This is a genomic window from Pseudomonas sp. RV120224-01b (assembly GCF_003208145.1).
GTDB classification, from domain to species: domain Bacteria; phylum Pseudomonadota; class Gammaproteobacteria; order Pseudomonadales; family Pseudomonadaceae; genus Aquipseudomonas; species Aquipseudomonas monteilii.
In genome coordinates this window covers 79,704-100,112 of sequence record NZ_QKMQ01000004.1, presented here as the reverse complement: position 1 = coordinate 100,112, position 20,409 = coordinate 79,704, and the positions used below count along the sequence as shown (strand labels likewise).

The following is a 20,409-nucleotide window of genomic DNA, read 5'->3' as shown; positions in this document are numbered from 1 at the left end:
GGGGCCGCAAAGCGGCCCCAAAATGGCTCAGGCTGCCCCGTACCGCTTGCGCGCCTCAATGGCCAGCCCGCTACCAATGCTGCCAAAGATATTGCCTTCCACATGCCGCGCATTCGGCAGCATCGCCGCAACGCTGTTGCGCAGCGCCGGAATACCGCTGGAACCGCCAGTGAAGAACACCGTGTCCACCTGGCCTTCGCTCACGCCAGCCTTGGCCAGCAACTCGGTCACGCTACCCCGCACTCGCTCCAGCAGCCCTTCGATCGCTTCTTCGAACAGCACGCGAGTCAGTTCTGCCGTCAGCTCAGGCTCGACACGGCGCAGGTCGATGTGGCGGCTTTCACTGTTGGTCAGCTCGATCTTGCTGGCCTCGACTTCCATCGCCAACCAGTGCCCTGCGCGCTGTTCGATCAGCTTGAACAGGCGGTCGATGCCGAAACTGTCTTCGATGTCATAGCGCATGCTGCCCAGCGCCAGCTGCGACTTTTGAGAATACAGGGCGTTGATGGTGTGCCAGGTGGCCAGGTTGAGGTGGTAGCTGGTGGGCATCAACGCGCCGCTCTTCATGCGGCTGCCGTAGCCGAACAGCGGCATCACGCCCTGAAGGCTCAGCTGCTTGTCGAAGTCGGTGCCGCCAATGTGCACACCGCCGGTGGCGAGGATGTCGCTCTGGCGCTCGGCGACCAGGTGGCGCTCGGGCGATAGGCGGATCAGGGTGAAGTCGGACGTACCACCGCCGATGTCGACGATCAGCACCAGTTCTTCGCGGCTGATGCTCGACTCATAGTCGAAGGCTGCGGCAATCGGCTCGTACTGGAACGACACATCCTTGAAACCGATCTTGCGCGCTACGTCGGCCAGAGTGTCTTCGGCTTCCTGGTCGGCAGCCGGGTCTTCGTCGACGAAGAACACCGGGCGGCCCAGCACCACCTGGTCGAATTCGCGGCCAGCGGCAGCTTCGGCGCGCTTTTTCAGCTCGCCGATGAACATGCCCAGCAGGTCCTTGAACGGCAGGGCGCTGCCCAGCACGCTGGTGTCGTGCTTGATCAGCTTGGAGCCCAGCAGGCTCTTCAGCGAGCGCATCAGGCGGCCTTCGTAGCCTTCCAGGTACTCGTGCAGTGCCAGGCGGCCATACACCGGGCGACGTTCCTCGATGTTGAAGAACACCACCGAGGGCAAGGTGATCTTGCCGTCTTCCAGGGCGATCAGCGATTCCACGCCAGGGCGGTGCCAGCCGACCGTGGAGTTGGAGGTGCCAAAGTCGATGCCCAGGGCACGGGCCGGGGATACGTCAGACATGGGGAATGAGCTTCCGGAGGCAAAACGGCCGCGCAGTGTATGCCAGTTGGCTACAGAATCAAGACCAGTCGTCTGCCATGGGGCAAACCCAAGGCGGCCTTGAAAGGCTATGCTTGACCCCTATCTTCAGTGGCAACACGCACATTTACATTGGTGATCCATAAATGGACTTCAAAGACTATTACAAGATACTCGGCGTAGAGCCCACGGCGGACGACAAGGCGATCAAGGCCGCGTACCGCAAGCTGGCCCGCAAGTATCACCCCGATGTCAGCAAGGAGCGCGACGCCGAGGACAAATTCAAAGAGGCCAACGAGGCCTACGAAGTGCTGGGCGACGCGCAGAAACGTGCCGAGTTCGACGAAATCCGCAAGTACGGCGGCCAGCATGGCCGGCCGTTCCAGGCACCACCGGGCTGGGAAAGCCGTGGCGGTGGCGGCGGCTTCGAGGGCGGCGACTTCTCCGACTTCTTCAGCTCGATCTTCGGTGGGCGAGGGGGTGGCAACCCTTTCGGTGGCGCCCGTCAGCAACAACGCAGTGCCGGCAGGCGAGGGCAGGACGTGGAGCTTGAACTGGCGGTGTTCCTTGAAGAGACCCTGAGCAAGGAGTCCAAGCAGATCAGCTTCCAGGTGCCGCAAACCAATGCCATGGGCCAGCGCACCGGCTTCACTACCAAGACGCTGAACGTGAAGATCCCGGCCGGGGTGACCGACGGTGAGCGTATCCGCCTCAAAGGCCAGGGCGCAACGGGCAGCGGTGGCGGGGCCAATGGCGACCTGTTCCTGACCATCCGCATGGCACCGCACCCGCTGTTTGATGTCGAAGGCCATGACCTGATCATCACCGTGCCGCTGGCACCGTGGGAGGCGGCACTGGGCACCAAGGTGGCGGTGCCGACCCTGGAAGGCAAGATCAACCTGACCATCCGCCCCGACAGCCAGAGCGGCCAGCGCCTGCGCGTACCGGGCAAAGGCCTGGCGAACAAGCAGGGTGAGCGCGGCAACCTTTACGCGCAGCTCAAGGTGGTCATGCCGACGACTTCTGACGAATCTACCCGTGAACTGTGGGCCAAGCTTTCCGAAAAGGCCGCGTTCAACCCGAGGGCACAATGGAGTAAGTGATCATGAGCAGCACCCTGATCGTTCAACTGGACATGCGTACCCTGTGTCAGGAAGCCGATGTCACGGCGGACTGCGTGATCGAAATCGTCGAGCACGGCATTGTCGAACCCTCTGGGCGAACGCCTGAGGACTGGTTGTTCGACGATCAGGCGCCGCTGCTGACTCGGCGTGCGGCCAAGCTGCACCAGGAGCTGGAACTGGAGTGGGAAGGGGTGGCGCTGGCGCTGGAGCTGTTGCAGGAGGTGCAGGCGCTGCGCAGCGAGAACAACATGCTGCGCCAGCGGCTGGGCAGGTTTACCCAGATGTAATGTTTGCAGGCCCGGCCTCTTCGCGGGTAAACCCGCGAAGAGGCCAGCACAGGCGACATCAATTTCAGGTCGGTTCGGCCCCTGGGTTCAACACCAGCTGCATGAAGGTCAAATCCAGCCACCGGCCAAACTTCACCCCCACCTGCGGCATCTGCCCGGTCACCACAAAGCCCAACCGCTCATGCAGGCGCACCGACGCCGCATTGCCACTTTCGATGGCCGCGACCATCACATGCTTGCCGCAACCGCGCGCACGTTCCACCAACGCCGCCATCAACACCGGCCCCAACCCCTTGCCACGCTGGTCACCCCGCACATACACCGAGTGCTCCACCGTCAGGCGAAACCCTTCGAACGGCCGCCAGTCGCCAAACGAGGCATACCCCAGTACCCCCGTCTCATCCACCGCCACCAGGATCGGATACCCCTGCTGCGCGCGTGCATCGAACCAGGCCTGGCGGTTGGCAAGGTCTACCGGGGTTTCGTTCCAGATCGCCGTAGTGTTGCGCACGGCGTCGTTGTAAATGTCGAGGATGCCTGGCACGTCGGCAGGCAGGGCATCGCGTAATTCGTAACTCATGACAGCGTCTCGCAGGGTCGTTGCTTGCAGATTAAATGGTTACCAGCCCACGCACACCTTCGGCCTGCATGTTTTCGCCACGGCCGCGCTGAACGATCTCACCGCGGGCCATGACCAGGTACTGGTCGGCCAGTTCTTCGGCAAAGTCGTAGAACTGCTCCACCAGCAGAATCGCCATGTCACCACGCTCGGCCAGGCGGCGGATGACTGCGCCGATTTCCTTGATGACCGAGGGCTGGATGCCTTCGGTCGGCTCGTCGAGGATCAGCAGGCGCGGGCGGCTGGCCAGGGCGCGGCCGATGGCCAGTTGTTGTTGCTGGCCGCCCGACAGGTCACCGCCACGGCGTTGCTTCATCTGCTCCAGTACCGGGAACAGCTCGTAGATGAACGCGGGGACTTCGCGGGCTTCACGGGCCGGGAAGCGGGACAGGCCCATCAGCAGGTTTTCCTCGACGGTGAGGCGCGGGAAGATCTCGCGGCCCTGGGGTACATAGGCGATACCGGCATGTACCCGTTGCTGGGGCTTGAGGCGGGTGATGGGTTTGCCTTCCCATTCGATGCTGCCATCGCGGGCGGGTACCAGGCCCATCAGGCAACGCAGCAGGGTGGTCTTGCCCACACCATTGCGGCCCAGCAGGCAGGTGACTTCGCCGACCTTGGCTTCGAAGGACAGGCCCCGGAGGATGTGGCTGCCGCCGTAGTACTGGTGCAGCGTGTCGATTTTCAGCATGTCATGTCCTTGGAATAGATCATCGGCCCAGATACACCTCAACCACCCGCTCATCCGCCTGCACCTGCTCCAGCGACCCCTCTGCCAGCACACTGCCCTGGTGCAACACGGTCACATGGTCGGCAATGCTCCCCACAAACCCCATGTCATGCTCCACCACCATCAGCGAGTGCTTGCCGGCCAGGCCTTTGAACAGCTCGGCGGTGAACTCGGTTTCGGCATCGGTCATGCCGGCCACCGGTTCGTCCAGCAGCAGCAATTGCGGCTCTTGCACCAGCAACATGCCAATCTCTAGGAACTGCTTCTGCCCATGGGACAGCAAGCCGGCCTGACGCTGAGCCTGGGGCAGCAGACGCAAGGTGGTCAGCACCTCTTCGATGCGCTGGCGCTGCTCACCGCCCAAGCGCGCCGCCAGGCTGGCCCACACCGACTTGTCGGTCTTCAGCGCCAGTTCCAGGTTTTCGAACACGGTCAGCGCCTCGAACACGGTGGGCTTCTGGAACTTGCGGCCAATGCCGGCCTGGGCGATCTGGTATTCGCTCATGCGGGTCAGGTCGAGGGTGTCGCCAAAATAGGCGCTGCCGGTGTCGGGGCGGGTCTTGCCGGTGATCACGTCCATCATCGTGGTCTTGCCGGCGCCGTTGGGGCCGATGATGCAACGCAGTTCGCCCACGCCGATGTACAGGTTCAGCGCGTTGAGTGCCTTGAAGCCATCGAAGCTGACGCTGATGTCCTCAAGGCTCAGCACCGTGCCGTGGCGGGTATCCAGGCCGGCCCTGCGGCTCTGGCCCAGGCCGATGGCATCACGCCCTGCGCCGAGGTTGTCGAACACAGGTTCCAGCATGAATTCCGGGTGGACCGGGGGCACGCCTCTCATGGCTGGCTCCTTTTCTTCAACAGGCCGACCACGCCCTTGGGCAGGTACAGGGTGACAAGGATGAACAGTGCGCCGAGGAAGAACAGCCAGAACTCCGGGAAGGCCACGGTGAACCAGCTTTTCATGCCATTGACCAGGCCGGCACCGAGCAACGGGCCGATCAGCGTGCCACGCCCGCCCAGGGCCACCCACACGGCGGCTTCGATGGAGTTGGTCGGTGACATCTCGCTGGGGTTGATGATGCCCACCTGTGGCACGTACAGCGCACCCGCCAGGCCGCACAGCACAGCGCTCAGCACCCACACCAGCAGCTTGAAGCCACGCGGGTCGTAGCCGCAGAACATCAGGCGGTTTTCGGCATCGCGCACGGCGGTGAGCAGGCGGCCGAATTTGCTGCGGGTCAGGCGCCAGCACAGGTACAGGCTGGCCAGCAGCAAACCGACGGTGAGCAGGAACAGCACGGCCCGGGTGCCTTGCGCAGTGATGTCGAAGCCGAGGATGGTGCGGAAGTTGGTGAAGCCGTTATTACCGCCGAAGCCGGTCTCGTTGCGGAAGAACAACAGCATGCCGGCGAACGTCAGGGCCTGGGTCATGATCGAGAAGTACACGCCCTTGATTCGCGAGCGGAAGGCAAACCAGCCGAACACCAGCGCCAGCAACCCCGGCGCCAGCACCACCAGGCACAGGGCCCAGGCGAAATGCTGGGTGCCGGCCCAGTACCACGGCAGCTCGGTCCACGACAGGAAGGTCATGAACCCCGGCAGGCCGTCACCGGCCGCCTGGCGCATCAGGTACATGCCCATGGCGTAGCCGCCCAGGGCGAAGAACAGGCCGTGGCCCAGCGACAGCAATCCGGCGTAGCCCCAGACCAGGTCAAGGGCCAGGGCGACGATGGCGTAGCAAAGGATTTTGCCGACCAGGGTCAGGGTGTAGGCCGACACTTGCAGGGCATGGTCCGCCGGCAGCAGTGACAACAGCGGCAGGGCGACCAGCAGCAGGACGACAAGGGCGCCGACGGCCAGCGTCAGGCGTGGTCCGGCCTTTTGCGTAGCGGTGACAAGCAGTGGCTGGTTCATCAGTCGATTACCCGTCCCTTGAGGGCGAACAGGCCTTGCGGGCGTTTCTGGATGAACAGAATGATCAACGCAAGGATGAGGATCTTGCCGAGCACGGCACCGATCTGCGGCTCCAGCAGCTTGTTGGCGATGCCAAGGCCGAAGGCCGCCCAGAGGCTGCCGGCCAGTTGGCCGACGCCGCCCAGCACCACCACCAGGAACGAATCGATGATGTAGCTCTGGCCCAGGTCCGGGCCCACGTTGCCGACCTGGCTCAAGGCCACGCCGCCGAGCCCGGCAATGCCAGAGCCCAGGCCGAAGGCGAGCATGTCGACGCGCCCGGTGGACACGCCGCAGCAGGCGGCCATGTTGCGGTTCTGGGTGACAGCGCGCACATTCAGGCCCAGCCGCGTGCGGTTGAGCAGCAGCCAGGTGAGCAGCACCACGGCCAGGGCGAAGCCGATAATGACCAGGCGGTTGTACGGCAGCACCAGGTTGGGCAGCAGCTGGATGCCCCCCGATAGCCAGGCCGGGTTGCTCACCTCGACGTTTTGCGCGCCGAACAGCAGGCGGATGGCCTGGATCAGGATCAGGCTGATGCCCCAGGTGGCCAGCAGCGTTTCCAATGGGCGGCCGTAGAGGTGGCGGATGACCGCGCGCTCCAGTGCCATGCCGACCCCGGCGCTGATGGCGAAGGCCACCGGCAGGGCAATCAGCGGGTAAAACTCGATGGCGCCCGGGGCGTAGCGTTGCACCAGCACCTGGACCATGTAGGTGCTGTAGGCGCCCAACATCAGCATTTCACCGTGGGCCATGTTGATCACACCCAGCAGCCCAAAGGTGATGGCCAGACCAAGCGCGGCCAGCAGCAGGATCGAGCCCAGCGACAGGCCGCTGAACGCCTGGCCGAGCAGCTCGCCGACCAGCAGCTTGCGCTTGACCTGGGCCAGGCTGGTTTCGGCAGCGGTGCGCACCCCTGGGTCGCTTTCTGCATCGGGCTGTAGCAGGGCTTCGAGGCGGGTGCGGGCCAGCGGGTCACCGGTTTCGCCCAGCAGGCGCACGGCGGCCAGGCGCACTGCCGGCTCGCTGGCGCCCAGTTGCAGGTTGGCCAGGGCCAGGCCGAGGGCGGCATGCACGGCGGCGTCGGGTTCGCTGGCGAAGCGCCGGTCGAGGAAGGCCATTTGCGCGGGTTGTGCGCTTTTTTGCAGTTGCTGGGCGGCGGCCAGGCGGGTGTCGCTGTTGTCGCTGAGCAGCTGGTGGCTGGCCAGGGCGTTGTCGATCAGGCCACGCAGGCGGTTGTTCAGGCGTACTTTGCGGGTGTCGTCAGCGGCGATGCGGCCTTGGCGCAGGTTTTCGAGCAGTGGCAGGCGTGCGGCATCGGGTTGCGCCGCCCAGCTTTCGAGCAGTTGGGCTTGCTCGGCGGGCTTGGCGGTGAGGAAGAATTCGCCTTCGCTGGCTTGGGATGCCAGGGGTATTAGCAGGAGCAAGGTGAGCAGGAGTCTGAGCATGCGGGTAATCCTGGAAATCGGCGGTGGATTCATCGCGGATAAATCCGCTCCTACACGGTCGGCGCTGAACCTGTAGGAGCGGATTTATCCGCGAAAGGGCTGCAAAGCAGCCCCAATGCACTCAGTTACCTTTCACGGCGTAATCAGGGCGCTTGTCGTTACCCGGAATAAACGGGCTCCAAGGCTGCGCCCGAAGCGGCTGCTCGGTCTCCCAGACAACGCTGAACTGCCCGTCATCCTGGATCTCGCCAATCATCACCGGCTTGTGCAGGTGGTGGTTGGTCTTGTCCATGGTCAGGGTGAAGCCCGATGGCGCCTTGAAGGTTTGCCCGGCCAGCGCTTCGCGCACCTTGTCCACATCGGTGGACTTGGCTTTTTCCACCGCCTGCGCCCACATGTGGATACCTACGTAGGTGGCCTCCATCGGGTCGTTGGTTACAGCCTTGTCGGCGCCCGGCAGGCCCTTGGCCTTGGCGTAGGCCTTCCAGTCGGCAACGAACTTCTGGTTCACCGGGTTATCCACCGACTCGAAGTAGTTCCAGGCGGCCAGGTGGCCCACCAGCGGCTTGGTGTCGATGCCGCGCAGCTCTTCTTCGCCTACCGAGAACGCCACCACCGGCACGTCGGTAGCCTTCAGACCCTGGTTGGCCAGTTCCTTGTAGAACGGCACGTTGGAGTCGCCGTTGACCGTGGAGATCACAGCCGTCTTGCCGCCAGCGGAGAACTTCTTGATGTTGGCGACGATGGTTTGGTAATCGGCGTGACCGAACGGCGTGTACACCTCTTCGATGTCCTTGTCGGCCACACCTTTGCTGTGCAGGAAGGCGCGCAGGATCTTGTTGGTGGTGCGCGGGTAAACGTAGTCGGTGCCCAACAGGAAGAAGCGTTTGGCGCTGCCGCCGTCTTCGCTCATCAGGTATTCCACGGCCGGGATCGCTTGCTGGTTGGGCGCGGCGCCGGTGTAGAACACGTTTGGCGACATCTCTTCACCCTCGTATTGCACGGGGTAGAACAGCAGGCCGTTGAGCTCCTCGAACACTGGCAGCACCGATTTGCGCGATACCGAAGTCCAGCAGCCGAACACCACCGCGACCTTGTCCTGGGTCAGCAGCTGGCGGCTCTTTTCGGCGAACAGCGGCCAGTTGGAGGCCGGGTCGACCACGACCGGTTCGAGCATCTTGCCGTTGACCCCGCCCTTGGCGTTGATCTGCTCGATGGTCATCAGCGCCATATCCTTGAGCGAGGTCTCGGAAATGGCCATGGTCCCGGACAGCGAATGCAGAATGCCGACCTTGATGGTCTCGGCGGCCTGGATACTCCAGCTCAGGCCCATTGCGGCAATCGATGCGCTGAGGGTAAAAGCCTTGATCAGACTGCGACGCTTCATGTGCTCTCTCCGCTGAGTTTTTATGTGTTGGGCAAGCGGGGAGAGGTATTGCAAGGGGTGTGCCTAGTGGCGGAAGGTGCGTAATAGAGGGGTTGTGCGAGGTGTTGGGGCGTTGGTTGGATCCAGATTGGTGCCTGGGATATTTGTGTGCACAAGATTGGGGCCGCTATGCGGCCCATCGCCGGCAAGCCAGCTCCCACAGGTACAGCGCAGACCTAAGGAATTGCATGGTCCTTGTGGGAGCTGGCTTGCCGGCGATGGGCTGCAAAGCAGCCCCGGCGATATCAGCCGTTGCGCACAGCCGAGCGTGGGTGGCGTCTGCTGCGCACACCCTGATAGGTCACTGCCAGCAGCACGAACCAGATCGGCGTCACCACCAGCGCCGAACGCGTATCTGCCTCCAGGCTCAGCAACACCAGGATGAAAGCGAAGAACACCAAACACACGTAGCACATGAAGCGCCCGCCCGGCATCTTGTACTTCGACGCCTGGTGCAGTGCCGCACGGTTTTTGCGGTACTTCAGGTACGACAGCAGGATCAGCGTCCAGACGAACATGAACAGCACCGCCGAAACGGTGGTTACCAGGGTGAATGCCTCGATCACGTTCGGCACCAGGTAGATCAGCACCGCCCCCAGCAGCAGGCAGGTGCAGGAGAAGTACAGGCCGTTGGCCGGCACCGAGCGGCTCGACAGTTTCTCGAAGGCCTTGGGTGCGTCACCTTCCTGGCTCAGGCCGAAGAGCATGCGGCTGGTGGAAAACACGCCGCTGTTGGCTGACGAGGCCGCCGAGGTCAGTACCACGAAGTTGATGATGCTGGCCGCCGCCGGCAGCCCGGCCAACACGAACAGCTCGACGAACGGGCTCTTGCCCGGCACCACGTCGCGCCATGGGGTCACGGCCATGATCGCGATCAGCGCCAGCACGTAGAACACAATGATCCGTACCGGAATCGAGTTGATTGCCCGCGGCAGGGTGCGCTCCGGGTTCTTCGCTTCGGCGGCCGTGGTGCCTACCAGTTCAATGCCGACAAAGGCGAACACCGCAATCTGGAAGCCGGCGAAGAAGCCCATCAAACCGTGGGGGAACATGCCGCCATCGTTCCACAAGTTGGCCAACTGCGCCGTGCGCCCGCTGGGCGAAGTGAAACCGGTGATGACCATGTACAGCCCGGTGGCAACCAGGCCGAGGATGGCGACAATCTTGATCAGGGCGAACCAGAATTCCATTTCGCCAAACATTTTCACAGTGACCAGGTTCAGCGACAGCAGCAGCCCGACACAGGTCAGCGCCGGTATCCACTGCGGCAGGTCGGGGAACCAGAACTGCGTGTAGGCCGCGATGGCCACCACGTCGGCAATGCCGGTGACCACCCAGCAGAACCAGTAGGTCCAGCCGGTGAAGTAACCGGCCCAGGGGCCGAGCAGGTCTGCAGAGAAGTCGATGAACGACTTGTAGTTGAGGTTCGACAGCAGCAGTTCGCCCATGGCGCGCATGACGAAGAACAGCATGAAGCCGATGATCATGTAGACAAAGATGATCGACGGCCCGGCCAGGCTGATGGTCTTGCCCGAGCCCATGAACAGGCCGGTACCGATCGCGCCGCCGATGGCGATCAACTGGATGTGGCGGTTGGTGAGGTTGCGTTGCAGGTGTTGCTCTTCTGGTGGTGTGGGTGAAGTTGCGGTCATAAGCTGCATTCCCTTGAAAGTCGCCGGCTAGGCTAACACGTGCGTTCCGATTCGAGATCGCGACAGATCGACACGATTTTCGGATAGCAGCCTGCGTTTCGTAGGAGTAGTTCGACACCTGTACCGGACTCTTCGCGGGCATGCCCGCGAAGAGGCCAGTGCAGGTATCAGGCGTTGACCAGCTCCCGGCGCCGCCTTACTACAAAGCTATCGACAACCCACATCACCACCATCGACACCCCCACCAGCGGGAACATCACCCCCAGCACGAGCATCACCCCCACCGCCGCCTTCCAGCGCGGCAGGTCATGGCGCAGCGGCGGTACGCCCAGTCCACCCGTTGGCCGGCGCTTCCACCACATCACCAGGCCGCTCACCGAGCCCAGCAGGATCATCAGGCACACCAGCAGGATGATGATCTGGTTGAGCGCCCCGAACATCTTGCCTTCGTGCAGCATTACCCCCAGCTCGGTGGCGCGGGCGACCGGGCTGTAGTCCTGCCAGCGCACATCGGCCAGGACCTTGCCGGTGTATTGGTCGACATGCAGGGTGGCGTCGTTGCGCGGGTCGTCGGCGAACACGGCAATGGTGAACACGCCGTCTGCCGTGGTCGGCAGGGTGATGCTGTAGCCCGGCTCGACCTGGCGGGCTGTGGCGATGTCTTCGACCTGCTGCACGCTCACCTGGGGTGCTGCGGGCATGTCCGACATCATGCTGTGCCCGGCGTGTTCGGCGTGCGCGCCGGACTGCGGCATCGGCGTGTTCTCCATCGCCCAGGGTACGGTCTGGCGGTGCGCACTGTTCAATTCACCCGCCTGCTGGTCCGACTTGGGTACGTCGTTCCACATGGCCGCCGGGAAGCGGTTCCACACATCGGCGTACTGCTTGCCCCACAAGCCGGTCCAGGTCATGCCGCTGACCAGCATCAGCAACAGCAAGGCCGAGCCCCAGAAGCCGGTTACCGCATGCAGGTCGCGCCACAACAGCCTGCCGCGTGACGACAGCCGTGGCCATAGCACGCCGGCACCGTTGCGCCCGCGCGGCCACCACAAATACAGGCCCGACACCACCAGCACGATGCCCCAGCCGGCCGCCAGCTCCACCAGGCGGTCACCGACCGTGCCGACCATCAGTTCGCCATGCAGGGCGCGGGCGATGGCCTGCAGGTTTTGCTTGCCGTCCTGCTCGCCGAGGACCTTGCCGCTGTACGGGTCGACAAACACATTCAGTTCACGCCCGCCGTCATGCACCACGAACTGCGCACTGCGCTCGGCGTTCAGCGGCGGCAGGTACTGGCCGACGTGGGCCTTGGGGTAGGCCTGGCGCACTTCGGCCAGCATCAGGTCGGCGCTCTGTCGATGGTGGCCGGCTTCGACCACCATCAGGTCGCGGTATAGCAGCGGGTCAAGCTGCGGCTTGAACAGGTAGATGATCCCGGTGATTGCCAGCAGGATCATGAACGGGGCCACGAACAGCCCCGCATAGAAATGCCAACGCCAGGCCAGGTTATAGAAATTGATGCGTGTTCCTCTCATGGGAACCTCCTGTGTGACCAGCTGATGGGCGCAACCGAAGTTGCGCCCGTTGTTGTTATCAGAAGCTGAAATCGACCTTGGTCCAGAAGGTCCTGCCTGGCTCATTGACCGGCTGTGGATCTGTAGCCGGGTAGCCGAACCCGGCGTTCCCGGCCAGGTTCAAGTGCTCGGCGTAGGTTTTGTCGAACAGGTTGTCGACCCCCGCGCTGAGCTTGAGGTTGTTGTTCACCTTGTAGGCGCCATTGAGCGAGAACACGCCGAAGCCGGCGCTCTTGTCGTAGTCCTTGCCGACCACGTTGCCCTGGTTCTCGGCAATGCGGTTTTGCGCCGCCACCAACCGCCACAGTGCACCGACGCTCCACACATCACGGCTGTAGGTCAGGCCCAGGCGGCTCTCCAGGGGTGGCATTTGCGGTAGCGCTTTGCCATCACTGCTGTTCTTGCCCCAAGCGTAGGCCAGCGTGCCGTCGGCCTTCCAGTTTTCGGTCAGCTGGTAGGCCGCGCCCAGTTCGCCGCCCATGATGCGGGCGTCGATGTTCTGTGCCTGGGAGGTGCTCATGCCCATCATGCCGGTGCGGTAGTCGAACAGGATGTAGTCGCGGATCTGCCCGACATAGCCCGAAGCCCAGGCTTCCAGGCGCTCGGTGCGGTACTGGATGCCGAAGTCGAGCTGGGTGGTTTTCTCCGGCTTGATACCGTCAAAGGCGTTGGCCGCCCCGGGTGGTGCCAGCTTGGGCGAGAACAGCTCCCAGTAGTCGGGGAAGCGCTGGGCGTGGCCGAGGCCGATGTAGGTGGTGGCCGGAATGGCTGCCAGGTCGTGCTCATAACGGACGAAGCCGCTGGGCAGGGTGTCGGCGCGAGTGTCGCCCTCGGTGGCGCTGCCTTTGCGGAAGTCACGGGCTGAGGCGCGGTCCAGGCGGGCACCGGTAATCAGCCGGTCTTCACCGCTGACGTACCAGGTCAGTTCGCTGAAAGCACCGTAGTTATGGAAATCGGCGTCCTTGGTCCAGGCCTGGCCCTTGTGCGCATCCACGCCCATGCCGCCACGCTGGCGGTGTTCGTTGGTTTGCGCGTCGATGCCGCTGATCAGTTGCACGTCGGCCCAGCGCCAGGTGGCCTTGATACGTGCACCCATGGTGCGACGGTCGACGTTGCTGACCATCGGCATGCCCATCATGCCGCTGCCCGATGGGGTACGCAGGCTGTAGTTGTCCATCACATGGTCGGCGTAGTTGTAGTAGACCTGCGCCTCGACCTTGTCGAGCACTTCGCCGAGGTTGGACTTTTCAAAGCGCAGGCCCAGGCTTTCGCGCTTGAACTGCGAGCCGTCCATACCGCGCCCGGCATAGCGGGCCTCGCCATCGCCCTTGCCGGCAGTCAGCTCCAGCAGGGTGTCCTGGTCGGGCGTCCAGCCGAGGGCGACATCGCCGTTCCATTTTTCCCAGCGCGACGGCACGGTGTCGTTGTTGCCGTCGTGGTAGTCGTCCGAGCGAGACTGGTTACCGACGAAGCGGGCGTAGGCCTGGCTGTTGCCGGCGGCAGCATCCAGCACTTTGTCGAAGCGGCCGTTGGAGCCGGCCAGCAGGCTGGCGTTTACCCGGCTGCCGAGGGTGCCGAACTTCTCCGGTTCGCGTTCGAAAAGGATGGTGCCTGCCGAGCCGCCCGGGCCCCAGATCACGCTTTGCGGGCCTTTGATCACGGTCAGGCGGTCGTAGGTTTCCGGCGAGATGTAGGACGTGGGCGCGTCCATGCGGTTAGGGCAGGCGCCCAGCATCAGGCCACCGTTGGTGAGAATGTTCAGGCGCGAGCCGAACATGCCGCGCAGTACCGGGTCGCCGTTGGTGCCACCGGCACGGATTGCCGAGAAGCCGGGGATGGTCTTCAGGTAGTCGGCGCCGTCGCTGGCCGGTACGGGCTGGCGCGGGTCTTTCGGGTTGGTGACCACGGTCAGCGGCGAACTCGGGGCCACGGCGGTGATTACCGTCGGGCTCAGCTCGGGTGCTTCGTGCACATGGCCTTCATGGCCAGGGTCGGCGGCCAGGGCCACGGGCGCGAGCAGCGAGCCGCACAGGGCGGCGATGGTCCCACGCAGGGACAAGGCAAAAACAGGGGTGCAGCCGGACATAATGATTCCAGTCGATCAGTCATGAGTTAGCGCGAAGCCTCCTGGCTTCGTGCGCAAAATGTGGGTTCAGACGCTGATCGAGGAAGGTGGGGCGCGGCTGCGCGCACCGGGGAATACAGCCTGCCGGGCATGGCCCTGGTGCGTTGGCGCAAGCAGGTGGGTGGTGGGGACGACACTGCCGGCACTGAGCGGGCTGAGGGCCTGGGGCAGGGCCGGGCAGTTGAACAACAGGCTGCAGTAACCGCACTTTTCCCACATCACATGCAGCTGGCCATCGTTGCCGTGGCCGTGATGGGTGTCGCCGCCATGCTGATGGGCAGCCGTCATCGGCATGTCCATCGGCATGCTCATGCCGGCATGGTGGTCCATCGGCATCGACTGGGAAATCAGCGGGCCGATGAAGATCATCCACATGGCGAACAGGCTCAGCCATCCGCCACCGGCGCGCCTGCGGTCAGGGCGGGTGGTACGGCTGATGCTGTTGCGCGGCAGGCTCATGGCGAGTGCCTGTCAGCAGGTGTCAGTGTGCGTGTTCGTGGGCTTGCGGCTGGTCCGCTGGCGCCTGCTTCTGCACGGCCACTTCAACAGTGATGTCGCCGGCTTTTTCGAAGTGCAGGGTCAACGGGAAGCGCTTGCCGTCGGTGAGCAGGCTGCGGTCCTTGGGCTGCATCAGCATCACGTGGTAGGCGCTGGGGGCGAAGGTCAGGTCCTTGCCGGCAGGTACCACCACGTTGGGCACCTGCTGCATCTTCATGGCGCCGCTGGCGCTCATGGCATGCTCGTGCAGTTGTGCATCATTCGTGATGGGGCTGTCGACGCTGAGCAGGCGGTCGTCGGCCTTGCCGTTGTTGTGCACCACGAAATACGCGGCGACGTTTGGCGCGTTGGGTGGTAACTGCAGCGACCAGGGGTGGGCGATGTGCAGGTCACCCACGCTGTATTCGTGGGCATTGGCAAAGGCGCCAGGCAGCAGCAGGGCGGCCATGACGAGGGCGTGCTTGAGCATGGTGAATCTCCGTTCTGTTCAGGTTCAGGCAGACAGCGTGATGAACTCAGGCCAGCGGAGAGGCACGGGGGTTGAGCGCAGGCCAAAGTTGGCGCGGCGTGGGTTGGTAGTCAGCTGGTGGCGACAACAGCCCGGCGAGCAGTGTGGGCGGGTTGTGCAACTGTGGCGGGTAGCCGGGCAGGGCGAGCAGCGGTGCGGCGCCCGAGCAGCACCAGCAGTTCATCATGCTGGCGCTGTCGTCGTTTTGCGTGCCGAGGTCGATCTTGGCCAGGGCCTGGACGTCGACTTTGGCCTTGTTGGCCATGCTGGAACAGAAAGCCCCCCACAGCAGCTGCTCGGCCGGGCCCTTGGGCGCAGCAGAAGACAGCGGCATGGCCAGCAGGTTGAACAGCACTGCAAGGCAGGCTATCCAGGCAATGTGCCGACGTGGGGGCATGGAGAGATCCGGTCAGGAATCGTGGTGGGTATTGTAAGGCGGAGTATAGGTAAAAATGGCGGGGTGCGGTGAAGTGACGCAGTTAGGCAGTTGAAGCGGTGTCGTCTGCTTCGCGGGCACGCCCGCTCCCACAGGTAGCTCGCAGCTCTCAAGGCTGTTGGTTATCCTGTGGGAGCGGGCGTGCCCGCGAAGAAGGTTAAATCAATCTCAGGCCTTGTTGCGGCCCATCAACCCACGCACGGTCTCTTGCAGGTCCGCCGGCAGCACCACCACCTTGGCATTGCTGCTGCCCGCCAGGTTCTCCATGGCCCCGACATAGCGCTCGCCCAGCAGGTACATGGCCGGCACGGTCTCGTTGCCCACCGCTTCCTTCACCAGCGAGATCGCCCGCGCCGAGGCCTCGGCCAGGCTGATCTGCGCCTCGGCATCCAGCCTGGCCGCTTGCAGGCGTGCTTCCGCCTCAAGGATTGCGGCCTGCTTGGCCCCTTCGGCACGGGTTACATCGGCCTTGCGCTCACGCTCGGCTGCAGCCTGGCGCTCCATGGCCAGTTGCATGTTTTCCGAAGGCTTGATGTCCTGGATTTCCACCGAGCGTACGGTCACGCCCCAGTCTTCGGTTTGCTCGGACATCGCATCGCGCAAACGTGCCTTGATCTGCTCGCGGCTGGACAAGGCTTCGTCCAGGTCCATGGCACCGACGATGGCACGCAGCGAGGTCATGGTCAGGCTGGTGACGGCGAACGAGAAGTTCTGCACGCCGTAGGAGGCCTTCTGCGGGTCGACCACCTTGGCGAAGCACAGCGCGTTGGCGACGATGACTGCGTTGTCCTTGGTGATGATTTCCTGTTGCTGCACATCGAGGATGATGTCTTTGGTCGGCAGGCGGTAGGCGACCACATCCATGTAGGGGATGAGGATGTTCAGGCCGGGCTTGAGCGTGCTGTGGTAGCGGCCCAGGCGTTCAACGATCCATTCCTCGCCCTGGGGCACGATACGCACCCCCTTGAACACGGTGATCAGGACGAACAGGGCGATGGCCGCGACGACGATAAGGCTGGTCATGATGCGAAATTCCTTTTAGTGCAGGTTCAGGCCCGGATGACACGGGCGGTGTTCCCCTCGATGGCGGTAAGGCGCACCCGCTCGCCGGCAGGGATCTCGCTGTCGGCGATGCAGGTCCATTCTTCGTTACCCAGAATCGGCTTCTGGAAGCGTACGCGGCCTTTCTGGAATTCCGAAACGCCGGCAGTCAGCAAGCCCACTTCACCGATCACGCTGTCGGCGGTCCAGCGCACATCTGGTTGCTTGCGCCGGAACAGCTTGAACCAACACGCGGTGGTGACCGACGACAGCAATACCCACAGCAGTACCTGCATGTCCAGTTGCAGGCTGGGGGCGGCCAGCGAGATGAGCGAGACCAGCACGGCACCGATGCCGAACCAGAGGATGAAGAACGTCGGCAGGACCAGTTCAAGCAGGATCAGCGCGATGCCGAAGACCAGCCAGATCCACCATTGCATTTCCATATGGGTGAAACCTTCCAGGGGTGGGGGAGTTGAGTTTAAGGCAGTAGGGCGGTAACGGGCCACTTGGCAGGCTGGAAGAAAAATCTGAAATCAGTGTAGGAGCGCTGTTGCCAGATCAGTCAGGGAGCCGAATTGTCGGTCAACTTCCGGCAACACCGGCCGCTTCAGGATCAGTACCGGCACACCCAACTCCCGCGCCACTTCGAGCTTCGGCTCGGTCGCCACACTGCCGCTGTTCTTGCTGATCAGCACATCGACCCTGCGGCGCTGGAACAACGCCCGTTCATCCTCGATATGGAATGGCCCGCGGGCACCAATCACTTCGCAACGCTCGTTGCCAGGGCATGCCTCCAACGCCCGCAAGGTCCAGAACTGCTCCGGCGGTATTTCGTCCAGATGTTGCAGCGGCTCTCGTCCCAGCGTGAACAGCGGCCTGCGGAACGGCTTGAGCGCCTCGATCAACCCCGCCCAGTCCTCGACCTCGCGCCAGTCGTCCCCCGCTTGCGCCTGCCAGGCCGGGCGTCGCAAGGCCCAGCACGGGATGCCGGCAATACGCGCAGCACTGGCGGCGTTGCGGCTGATCTGCGCGGCGTAAGGGTGGGTGGCGTCGATCAACAGCGTGATACCGGCCTCGCGCAGGTAGCTGGCCAGGCCTTCGGCGCCGCCAAAGCCACCGACCCGCACCTGGCATTGCAAATCCTGCGGCACGCGGCCGATACCGGCCAGGCTGTAGACGTGCTGCGGGCCGAGGCGACGGGCGATGGCCAGGGCCTCGGTGACGCCGCCCAACAGCAGAATGCGCGCGGTCATTGCACACCCGCCCGGCCAACGATGCCGCCTTGGCGGTCGATGGCGAACACTTCCACTTGCACCTGTGCCGGCACCACGCTGCGGGCGAAGGCCAGGGCGTGGGCACACACTGCGTCACCGAGGGCAACGCCGGCTGCATGAGCCAGAGCGAGTGCTTGCTGGCTGGTGTTGGCGCCGATGATGGCGGCCTGCAACGCTTCGTCAGCGCCAATGTCTGCAGCCCAGCCCGCCAGTTGCGGCAGGTCGATGCTGGAATGGCGGCTGTGCAGGTCCATGTGCCCGGCCGCCAGTTTGCTGATCTTGCCGAAGCCACCGCACAGGCTCAGGCGTGGCACCGGCACCTTGCGCAGGTGCTTGAGCACTGCGCCAACGAAATCGCCCATTTCGATCAGGGCGATTTCTGGCAGGCCGTAGACGCGGCGCATGGTGTCTTCGCTGGCGTTGCCGGTGCAGGCGGCGATATGTGTGTAGCCGTTGGTGTGGGCCACGTCGATGCCTTGATGAATCGAGGCGATATAGGCTGCACAGGAGAACGGCCGCACGATGCCGCTGGTGCCGAGGATCGACAGCCCGCCCAGTATGCCCAGGCGCGGGTTCATGGTTTTCAGGGCCAGTTGCTCACCGCCCTGCACATTGACCGTGACCTCGAAACCGCCGGGATAGCCGCACTCATCGGCCAAGCGCTGCAGGTGTTCAGTGATCATGCGCCGAGGTACCGGGTTGATGGCTGGCTCGCCCACCGCAAGCACCAGCCCCGGGCGGGTCACGGTGCCGACGCCGGTCCCCGCGACAAAGCGGATGCCCGTCTCGGCCAACAGACGCACCTGGCTGTAGAGCAAGGCGCCGTGTGTCACGTCCGGGTCGTCGCCCGCATCCTTGAGGGTACCGGCTTCGGCGCCTTCGCCAATCAGGCGGCAGAACTCCAGGCGCATCTGCACCACCTTGCCCTTGGGCAGGGTGATGTCCACCGCATCGTCTTGCTGGCCGGTGAGCAGCAGCTTGGCCGCTGCCAGGCTGGTGGCGGTGGCGCAGCTGCCGGTGGTCAGGCCGCTGCGCAGGGGCGCCGGCTGTTCGCGGGTTTCTTCACGCATCGGCGGGCTTCATCACTTCCAGCAGGGTGATCGGCAGCGCCTGGCGCCAGGTGTCGAACGTGCCCAAGGGTTGGGCATGGGCGACATGCAGGCGGGTCAGTTCACCCCCGTGCTGTTCGCGAAAGTGCGCCAGGGCCAGTTCGCTTTGCAAGGTCACTGCGTTGGCCACCAGCCGGCCGCCGGGGCGCAGATTCGCCCAGCACAGGTCCAGCACGCCTTCACGGGTGACGCCGCCGCCGATGAAGATGGCATCGGGCTGTTCCAGGCCTTGCAGTGCCATTGGCGCCTTGCCACGAACCAACTGCAGGCCGGGTACACCCAGCGCATCGCGGTTATGTTCGATAAAGCCCTGGCGGCCTTCGTCGGCCTCGATGGCCAGTGCGCGACAGGCCGGGTGGGCACGCATCCATTCGATGCCGATCGAGCCGCAGCCCGCGCCCACGTCCCACAGCAGTTCGCCGGGCTGGGGCGCCAGGCGCGCCAGCGTGATAGCGCGGACATCGCGCTTGGTCAGCTGGCCGTCGTGCCGGAAGGCACTGTCCGGCAGCCCGGCCAGGCGATGCAGGCGTGGCGCTTCGGGTGAGGCCAGGCATTCGATGGCCACCAGGTTGAGCGCTGCGGCTTCGGCGTGCGGCCAGTTTTGGGCGGTGCCGGCCAATGCGCGTTCTTCCTGGCCACCCAGGTGCTCGAAAACCTGCAGGCGGCTTGGCCCGAAGCCACGTTCGCGAAGCAGTGCTGCAACGGCCGCCGGGCTGTCGCCGTCGTTGCTCAGCACCAGCAAGCGCACACCGCTGTGCAGGTGGGCATTGAGCGCCGCCAAGGGGCGGGCGACCAGCGACACCACCTGCACGTCCTGCAGCGGCCAGCCCAGGCGCGCAGCGGCCAGGGCGCAGGAGGAGGGCATCGACAGCACGCGCATTTCATCGGCAGGCACCTGGCGCGCCAGGCTGGCGCCGACGCCATAGAACATCGGGTCACCGCTGGCCAGCACGCACACCGGCTCGCCGCGCAAGGCCAGCACCGGGGCCAGCGAGAACGGGCTTGGCCAGCCCAGCCGTTCGCCGGGCACGCAGCGTGGCAGCAAGGCCAGCTGGCGCGGGCTGCCGAAGATCCGCGCAGCACCCAGCAGCGCGCGCCGGGCCTGTTTGCCCAGGCCACTGAAGCCGTCTTCGCCGATGCCTACTACTGTCAGCCAGGGTGCCATGTATACCTCTTCAAGATTTTGGGGCCGCTGCGCACCCAAAAATCTGCTCAAACTCGAATGATGCTCGACCACCGGCTTTTCATGCCGCCGGACAAAGCAGGCATAATACCGCGCCTTCTA

Annotated in this window: 20 protein-coding genes; 2 read left to right on the top strand and 18 right to left on the bottom strand. The window is 64.1% G+C overall.

Going from position 1 to position 20,409, the window contains the following annotated elements; all coding sequences use genetic code 11:
- Nucleotides 1-27 precede the first annotated feature (27 nt).
- Nucleotides 28-1,299, bottom strand: a complete 1,272-nt coding sequence (locus tag N436_RS08820; protein ID WP_060498557.1) for an Hsp70 family protein — start codon at nt 1,297-1,299, stop codon at nt 28-30.
- 164 nt (nt 1,300-1,463) lie between these two features.
- Here N436_RS08820 and cbpA point away from each other — a divergent pair, with 164 nt between their 5' ends.
- Complete coding sequence (cbpA, locus tag N436_RS08815; protein ID WP_110740821.1) at nt 1,464-2,420, top strand: curved DNA-binding protein; 957 nt, start codon at nt 1,464-1,466, stop codon at nt 2,418-2,420.
- Nucleotides 2,421-2,422: 2 nt separating this feature from the next.
- Nucleotides 2,423-2,728 carry a chaperone modulator CbpM gene (locus tag N436_RS08810; RefSeq protein WP_110740820.1) on the top strand — a complete coding sequence of 102 codons (306 nt, stop codon included), beginning with the start codon at nt 2,423-2,425 and terminating at the stop codon, nt 2,726-2,728.
- Nucleotides 2,729-2,792: 64 nt separating this feature from the next.
- On the opposite strand, the gene N436_RS08805 is transcribed toward N436_RS08810, so the two are convergent.
- The 17 genes from N436_RS08805 to cbiE form a co-directional block, all read right to left on the bottom strand.
- The gene (locus N436_RS08805) at nt 2,793-3,308 is read right to left on the bottom strand and encodes a GNAT family N-acetyltransferase (RefSeq protein WP_110740819.1); all 516 of its coding nucleotides are present in this window, start codon (nt 3,306-3,308) and stop codon (nt 2,793-2,795) included.
- Nucleotides 3,309-3,339: 31 nt separating this feature from the next.
- Nucleotides 3,340-4,038, bottom strand: a complete 699-nt coding sequence (urtE, locus tag N436_RS08800) for an urea ABC transporter ATP-binding subunit UrtE (RefSeq protein WP_105946291.1) — start codon at nt 4,036-4,038, stop codon at nt 3,340-3,342.
- A 19-nt stretch (nt 4,039-4,057) separates the two neighbouring features.
- A complete protein-coding gene (gene urtD, locus N436_RS08795) occupies nt 4,058-4,915 on the bottom strand; it encodes an urea ABC transporter ATP-binding protein UrtD (RefSeq protein WP_177410875.1) in 858 nt (285 codons plus the stop codon).
- Nucleotides 4,912-5,991: an urea ABC transporter permease subunit UrtC gene (gene urtC, locus N436_RS08790; protein WP_110740818.1), complete on the bottom strand. Its 1,080-nt coding sequence runs from the start codon at nt 5,989-5,991 to the stop codon at nt 4,912-4,914. The genes urtD and urtC overlap by 4 nt, the downstream gene beginning before the upstream one ends.
- A complete protein-coding gene (gene urtB, locus N436_RS08785) occupies nt 5,991-7,511 on the bottom strand; it encodes an urea ABC transporter permease subunit UrtB (RefSeq protein WP_371920896.1) in 1,521 nt (506 codons plus the stop codon). Before urtB ends, urtC begins: the two co-directional genes overlap by 1 nt.
- Nucleotides 7,512-7,599: 88 nt before the next feature.
- The gene (gene urtA / locus N436_RS08780) at nt 7,600-8,865 is read right to left on the bottom strand and encodes an urea ABC transporter substrate-binding protein (protein ID WP_110740816.1); all 1,266 of its coding nucleotides are present in this window, start codon (nt 8,863-8,865) and stop codon (nt 7,600-7,602) included.
- A gap of 284 nt (nt 8,866-9,149) precedes the next feature.
- Nucleotides 9,150-10,556 carry a D-serine/D-alanine/glycine transporter gene (gene cycA, locus N436_RS08775; RefSeq protein WP_105946288.1) on the bottom strand — a complete coding sequence of 469 codons (1,407 nt, stop codon included), beginning with the start codon at nt 10,554-10,556 and terminating at the stop codon, nt 9,150-9,152.
- A 167-nt stretch (nt 10,557-10,723) separates the two neighbouring features.
- Entirely contained in the window at nt 10,724-12,091 is a 1,368-nt protein-coding gene (locus N436_RS08770; protein ID WP_110740815.1) for a PepSY domain-containing protein, read from the bottom strand.
- A 58-nt stretch (nt 12,092-12,149) separates the two neighbouring features.
- Nucleotides 12,150-14,216, bottom strand: a complete 2,067-nt coding sequence (locus N436_RS08765) for a TonB-dependent copper receptor (RefSeq protein WP_105946286.1) — start codon at nt 14,214-14,216, stop codon at nt 12,150-12,152.
- 66 nt (nt 14,217-14,282) lie between these two features.
- Entirely contained in the window at nt 14,283-14,714 is a 432-nt protein-coding gene (locus tag N436_RS08760; protein WP_110740814.1) for a DUF2946 domain-containing protein, read from the bottom strand.
- Nucleotides 14,715-14,736: 22 nt separating this feature from the next.
- On the bottom strand, nt 14,737-15,222 hold the full coding sequence (locus N436_RS08755) for a copper chaperone PCu(A)C (RefSeq protein ID WP_104833873.1): 486 nt from the start codon (nt 15,220-15,222) through the stop codon (nt 14,737-14,739).
- A 46-nt stretch (nt 15,223-15,268) separates the two neighbouring features.
- Nucleotides 15,269-15,658: a DUF2946 domain-containing protein gene (locus N436_RS08750; RefSeq protein WP_105946284.1), complete on the bottom strand. Its 390-nt coding sequence runs from the start codon at nt 15,656-15,658 to the stop codon at nt 15,269-15,271.
- Between the two features lie 207 nt (nt 15,659-15,865).
- On the bottom strand, nt 15,866-16,720 hold the full coding sequence (locus N436_RS08745) for an SPFH domain-containing protein (RefSeq protein WP_016712216.1): 855 nt from the start codon (nt 16,718-16,720) through the stop codon (nt 15,866-15,868).
- 26 nt (nt 16,721-16,746) lie between these two features.
- Nucleotides 16,747-17,184, bottom strand: a complete 438-nt coding sequence (locus tag N436_RS08740; protein WP_104833875.1) for an NfeD family protein — start codon at nt 17,182-17,184, stop codon at nt 16,747-16,749.
- A gap of 90 nt (nt 17,185-17,274) precedes the next feature.
- On the bottom strand, nt 17,275-17,994 hold the full coding sequence (locus tag N436_RS08735; protein WP_105946283.1) for a cobalt-precorrin-6A reductase: 720 nt from the start codon (nt 17,992-17,994) through the stop codon (nt 17,275-17,277).
- Nucleotides 17,991-19,085: a cobalt-precorrin-5B (C(1))-methyltransferase gene (locus N436_RS08730; RefSeq protein WP_028698504.1), complete on the bottom strand. Its 1,095-nt coding sequence runs from the start codon at nt 19,083-19,085 to the stop codon at nt 17,991-17,993. Before N436_RS08730 ends, N436_RS08735 begins: the two co-directional genes overlap by 4 nt.
- The gene (gene cbiE / locus N436_RS08725; protein WP_105946282.1) at nt 19,078-20,289 is read right to left on the bottom strand and encodes a precorrin-6y C5,15-methyltransferase (decarboxylating) subunit CbiE; all 1,212 of its coding nucleotides are present in this window, start codon (nt 20,287-20,289) and stop codon (nt 19,078-19,080) included. The genes N436_RS08730 and cbiE overlap by 8 nt, the downstream gene beginning before the upstream one ends.
- Nucleotides 20,290-20,409: the final 120 nt, after the last annotated feature.

Excerpts from the sequence above, each read along its gene's own strand:
- cycA (WP_105946288.1), bottom strand. The coding sequence starts at position 10,556 with ATGACCGCAACTTCACCCACACCACCAGAAGAGCAACACCTGCAACGC.
- urtB (WP_371920896.1), bottom strand. The coding sequence starts at position 7,511 with ATGAATCCACCGCCGATTTCCAGGATTACCCGCATGCTCAGACTCCTG.
- urtC (WP_110740818.1), bottom strand. The coding sequence starts at position 5,991 with ATGAACCAGCCACTGCTTGTCACCGCTACGCAAAAGGCCGGACCACGC.
- N436_RS08805 (WP_110740819.1), bottom strand. The coding sequence starts at position 3,308 with ATGAGTTACGAATTACGCGATGCCCTGCCTGCCGACGTGCCAGGCATC.
- N436_RS08770 (WP_110740815.1), bottom strand. The coding sequence starts at position 12,091 with ATGAGAGGAACACGCATCAATTTCTATAACCTGGCCTGGCGTTGGCAT.
- N436_RS08730 (WP_028698504.1), bottom strand. The coding sequence starts at position 19,085 with ATGCGTGAAGAAACCCGCGAACAGCCGGCGCCCCTGCGCAGCGGCCTG.
- N436_RS08760 (WP_110740814.1), bottom strand. The coding sequence starts at position 14,714 with ATGAGCCTGCCGCGCAACAGCATCAGCCGTACCACCCGCCCTGACCGC.
- N436_RS08740 (WP_104833875.1), bottom strand. The coding sequence starts at position 17,184 with ATGGAAATGCAATGGTGGATCTGGCTGGTCTTCGGCATCGCGCTGATC.
- N436_RS08810 (WP_110740820.1), top strand. The coding sequence starts at position 2,423 with ATGAGCAGCACCCTGATCGTTCAACTGGACATGCGTACCCTGTGTCAG.
- cbiE (WP_105946282.1), bottom strand. The coding sequence starts at position 20,289 with ATGGCACCCTGGCTGACAGTAGTAGGCATCGGCGAAGACGGCTTCAGT.
- N436_RS08765 (WP_105946286.1), bottom strand. The coding sequence starts at position 14,216 with ATGTCCGGCTGCACCCCTGTTTTTGCCTTGTCCCTGCGTGGGACCATC.
- N436_RS08750 (WP_105946284.1), bottom strand. The coding sequence starts at position 15,658 with ATGCCCCCACGTCGGCACATTGCCTGGATAGCCTGCCTTGCAGTGCTG.
- urtA (WP_110740816.1), bottom strand. The coding sequence starts at position 8,865 with ATGAAGCGTCGCAGTCTGATCAAGGCTTTTACCCTCAGCGCATCGATT.
- N436_RS08745 (WP_016712216.1), bottom strand. The coding sequence starts at position 16,720 with ATGACCAGCCTTATCGTCGTCGCGGCCATCGCCCTGTTCGTCCTGATC.
- N436_RS08820 (WP_060498557.1), bottom strand. The coding sequence starts at position 1,299 with ATGTCTGACGTATCCCCGGCCCGTGCCCTGGGCATCGACTTTGGCACC.
- urtE (WP_105946291.1), bottom strand. The coding sequence starts at position 4,038 with ATGCTGAAAATCGACACGCTGCACCAGTACTACGGCGGCAGCCACATC.
- N436_RS08735 (WP_105946283.1), bottom strand. The coding sequence starts at position 17,994 with ATGACCGCGCGCATTCTGCTGTTGGGCGGCGTCACCGAGGCCCTGGCC.
- cbpA (WP_110740821.1), top strand. The coding sequence starts at position 1,464 with ATGGACTTCAAAGACTATTACAAGATACTCGGCGTAGAGCCCACGGCG.
- urtD (WP_177410875.1), bottom strand. The coding sequence starts at position 4,915 with ATGAGAGGCGTGCCCCCGGTCCACCCGGAATTCATGCTGGAACCTGTG.
- N436_RS08755 (WP_104833873.1), bottom strand. The coding sequence starts at position 15,222 with ATGCTCAAGCACGCCCTCGTCATGGCCGCCCTGCTGCTGCCTGGCGCC.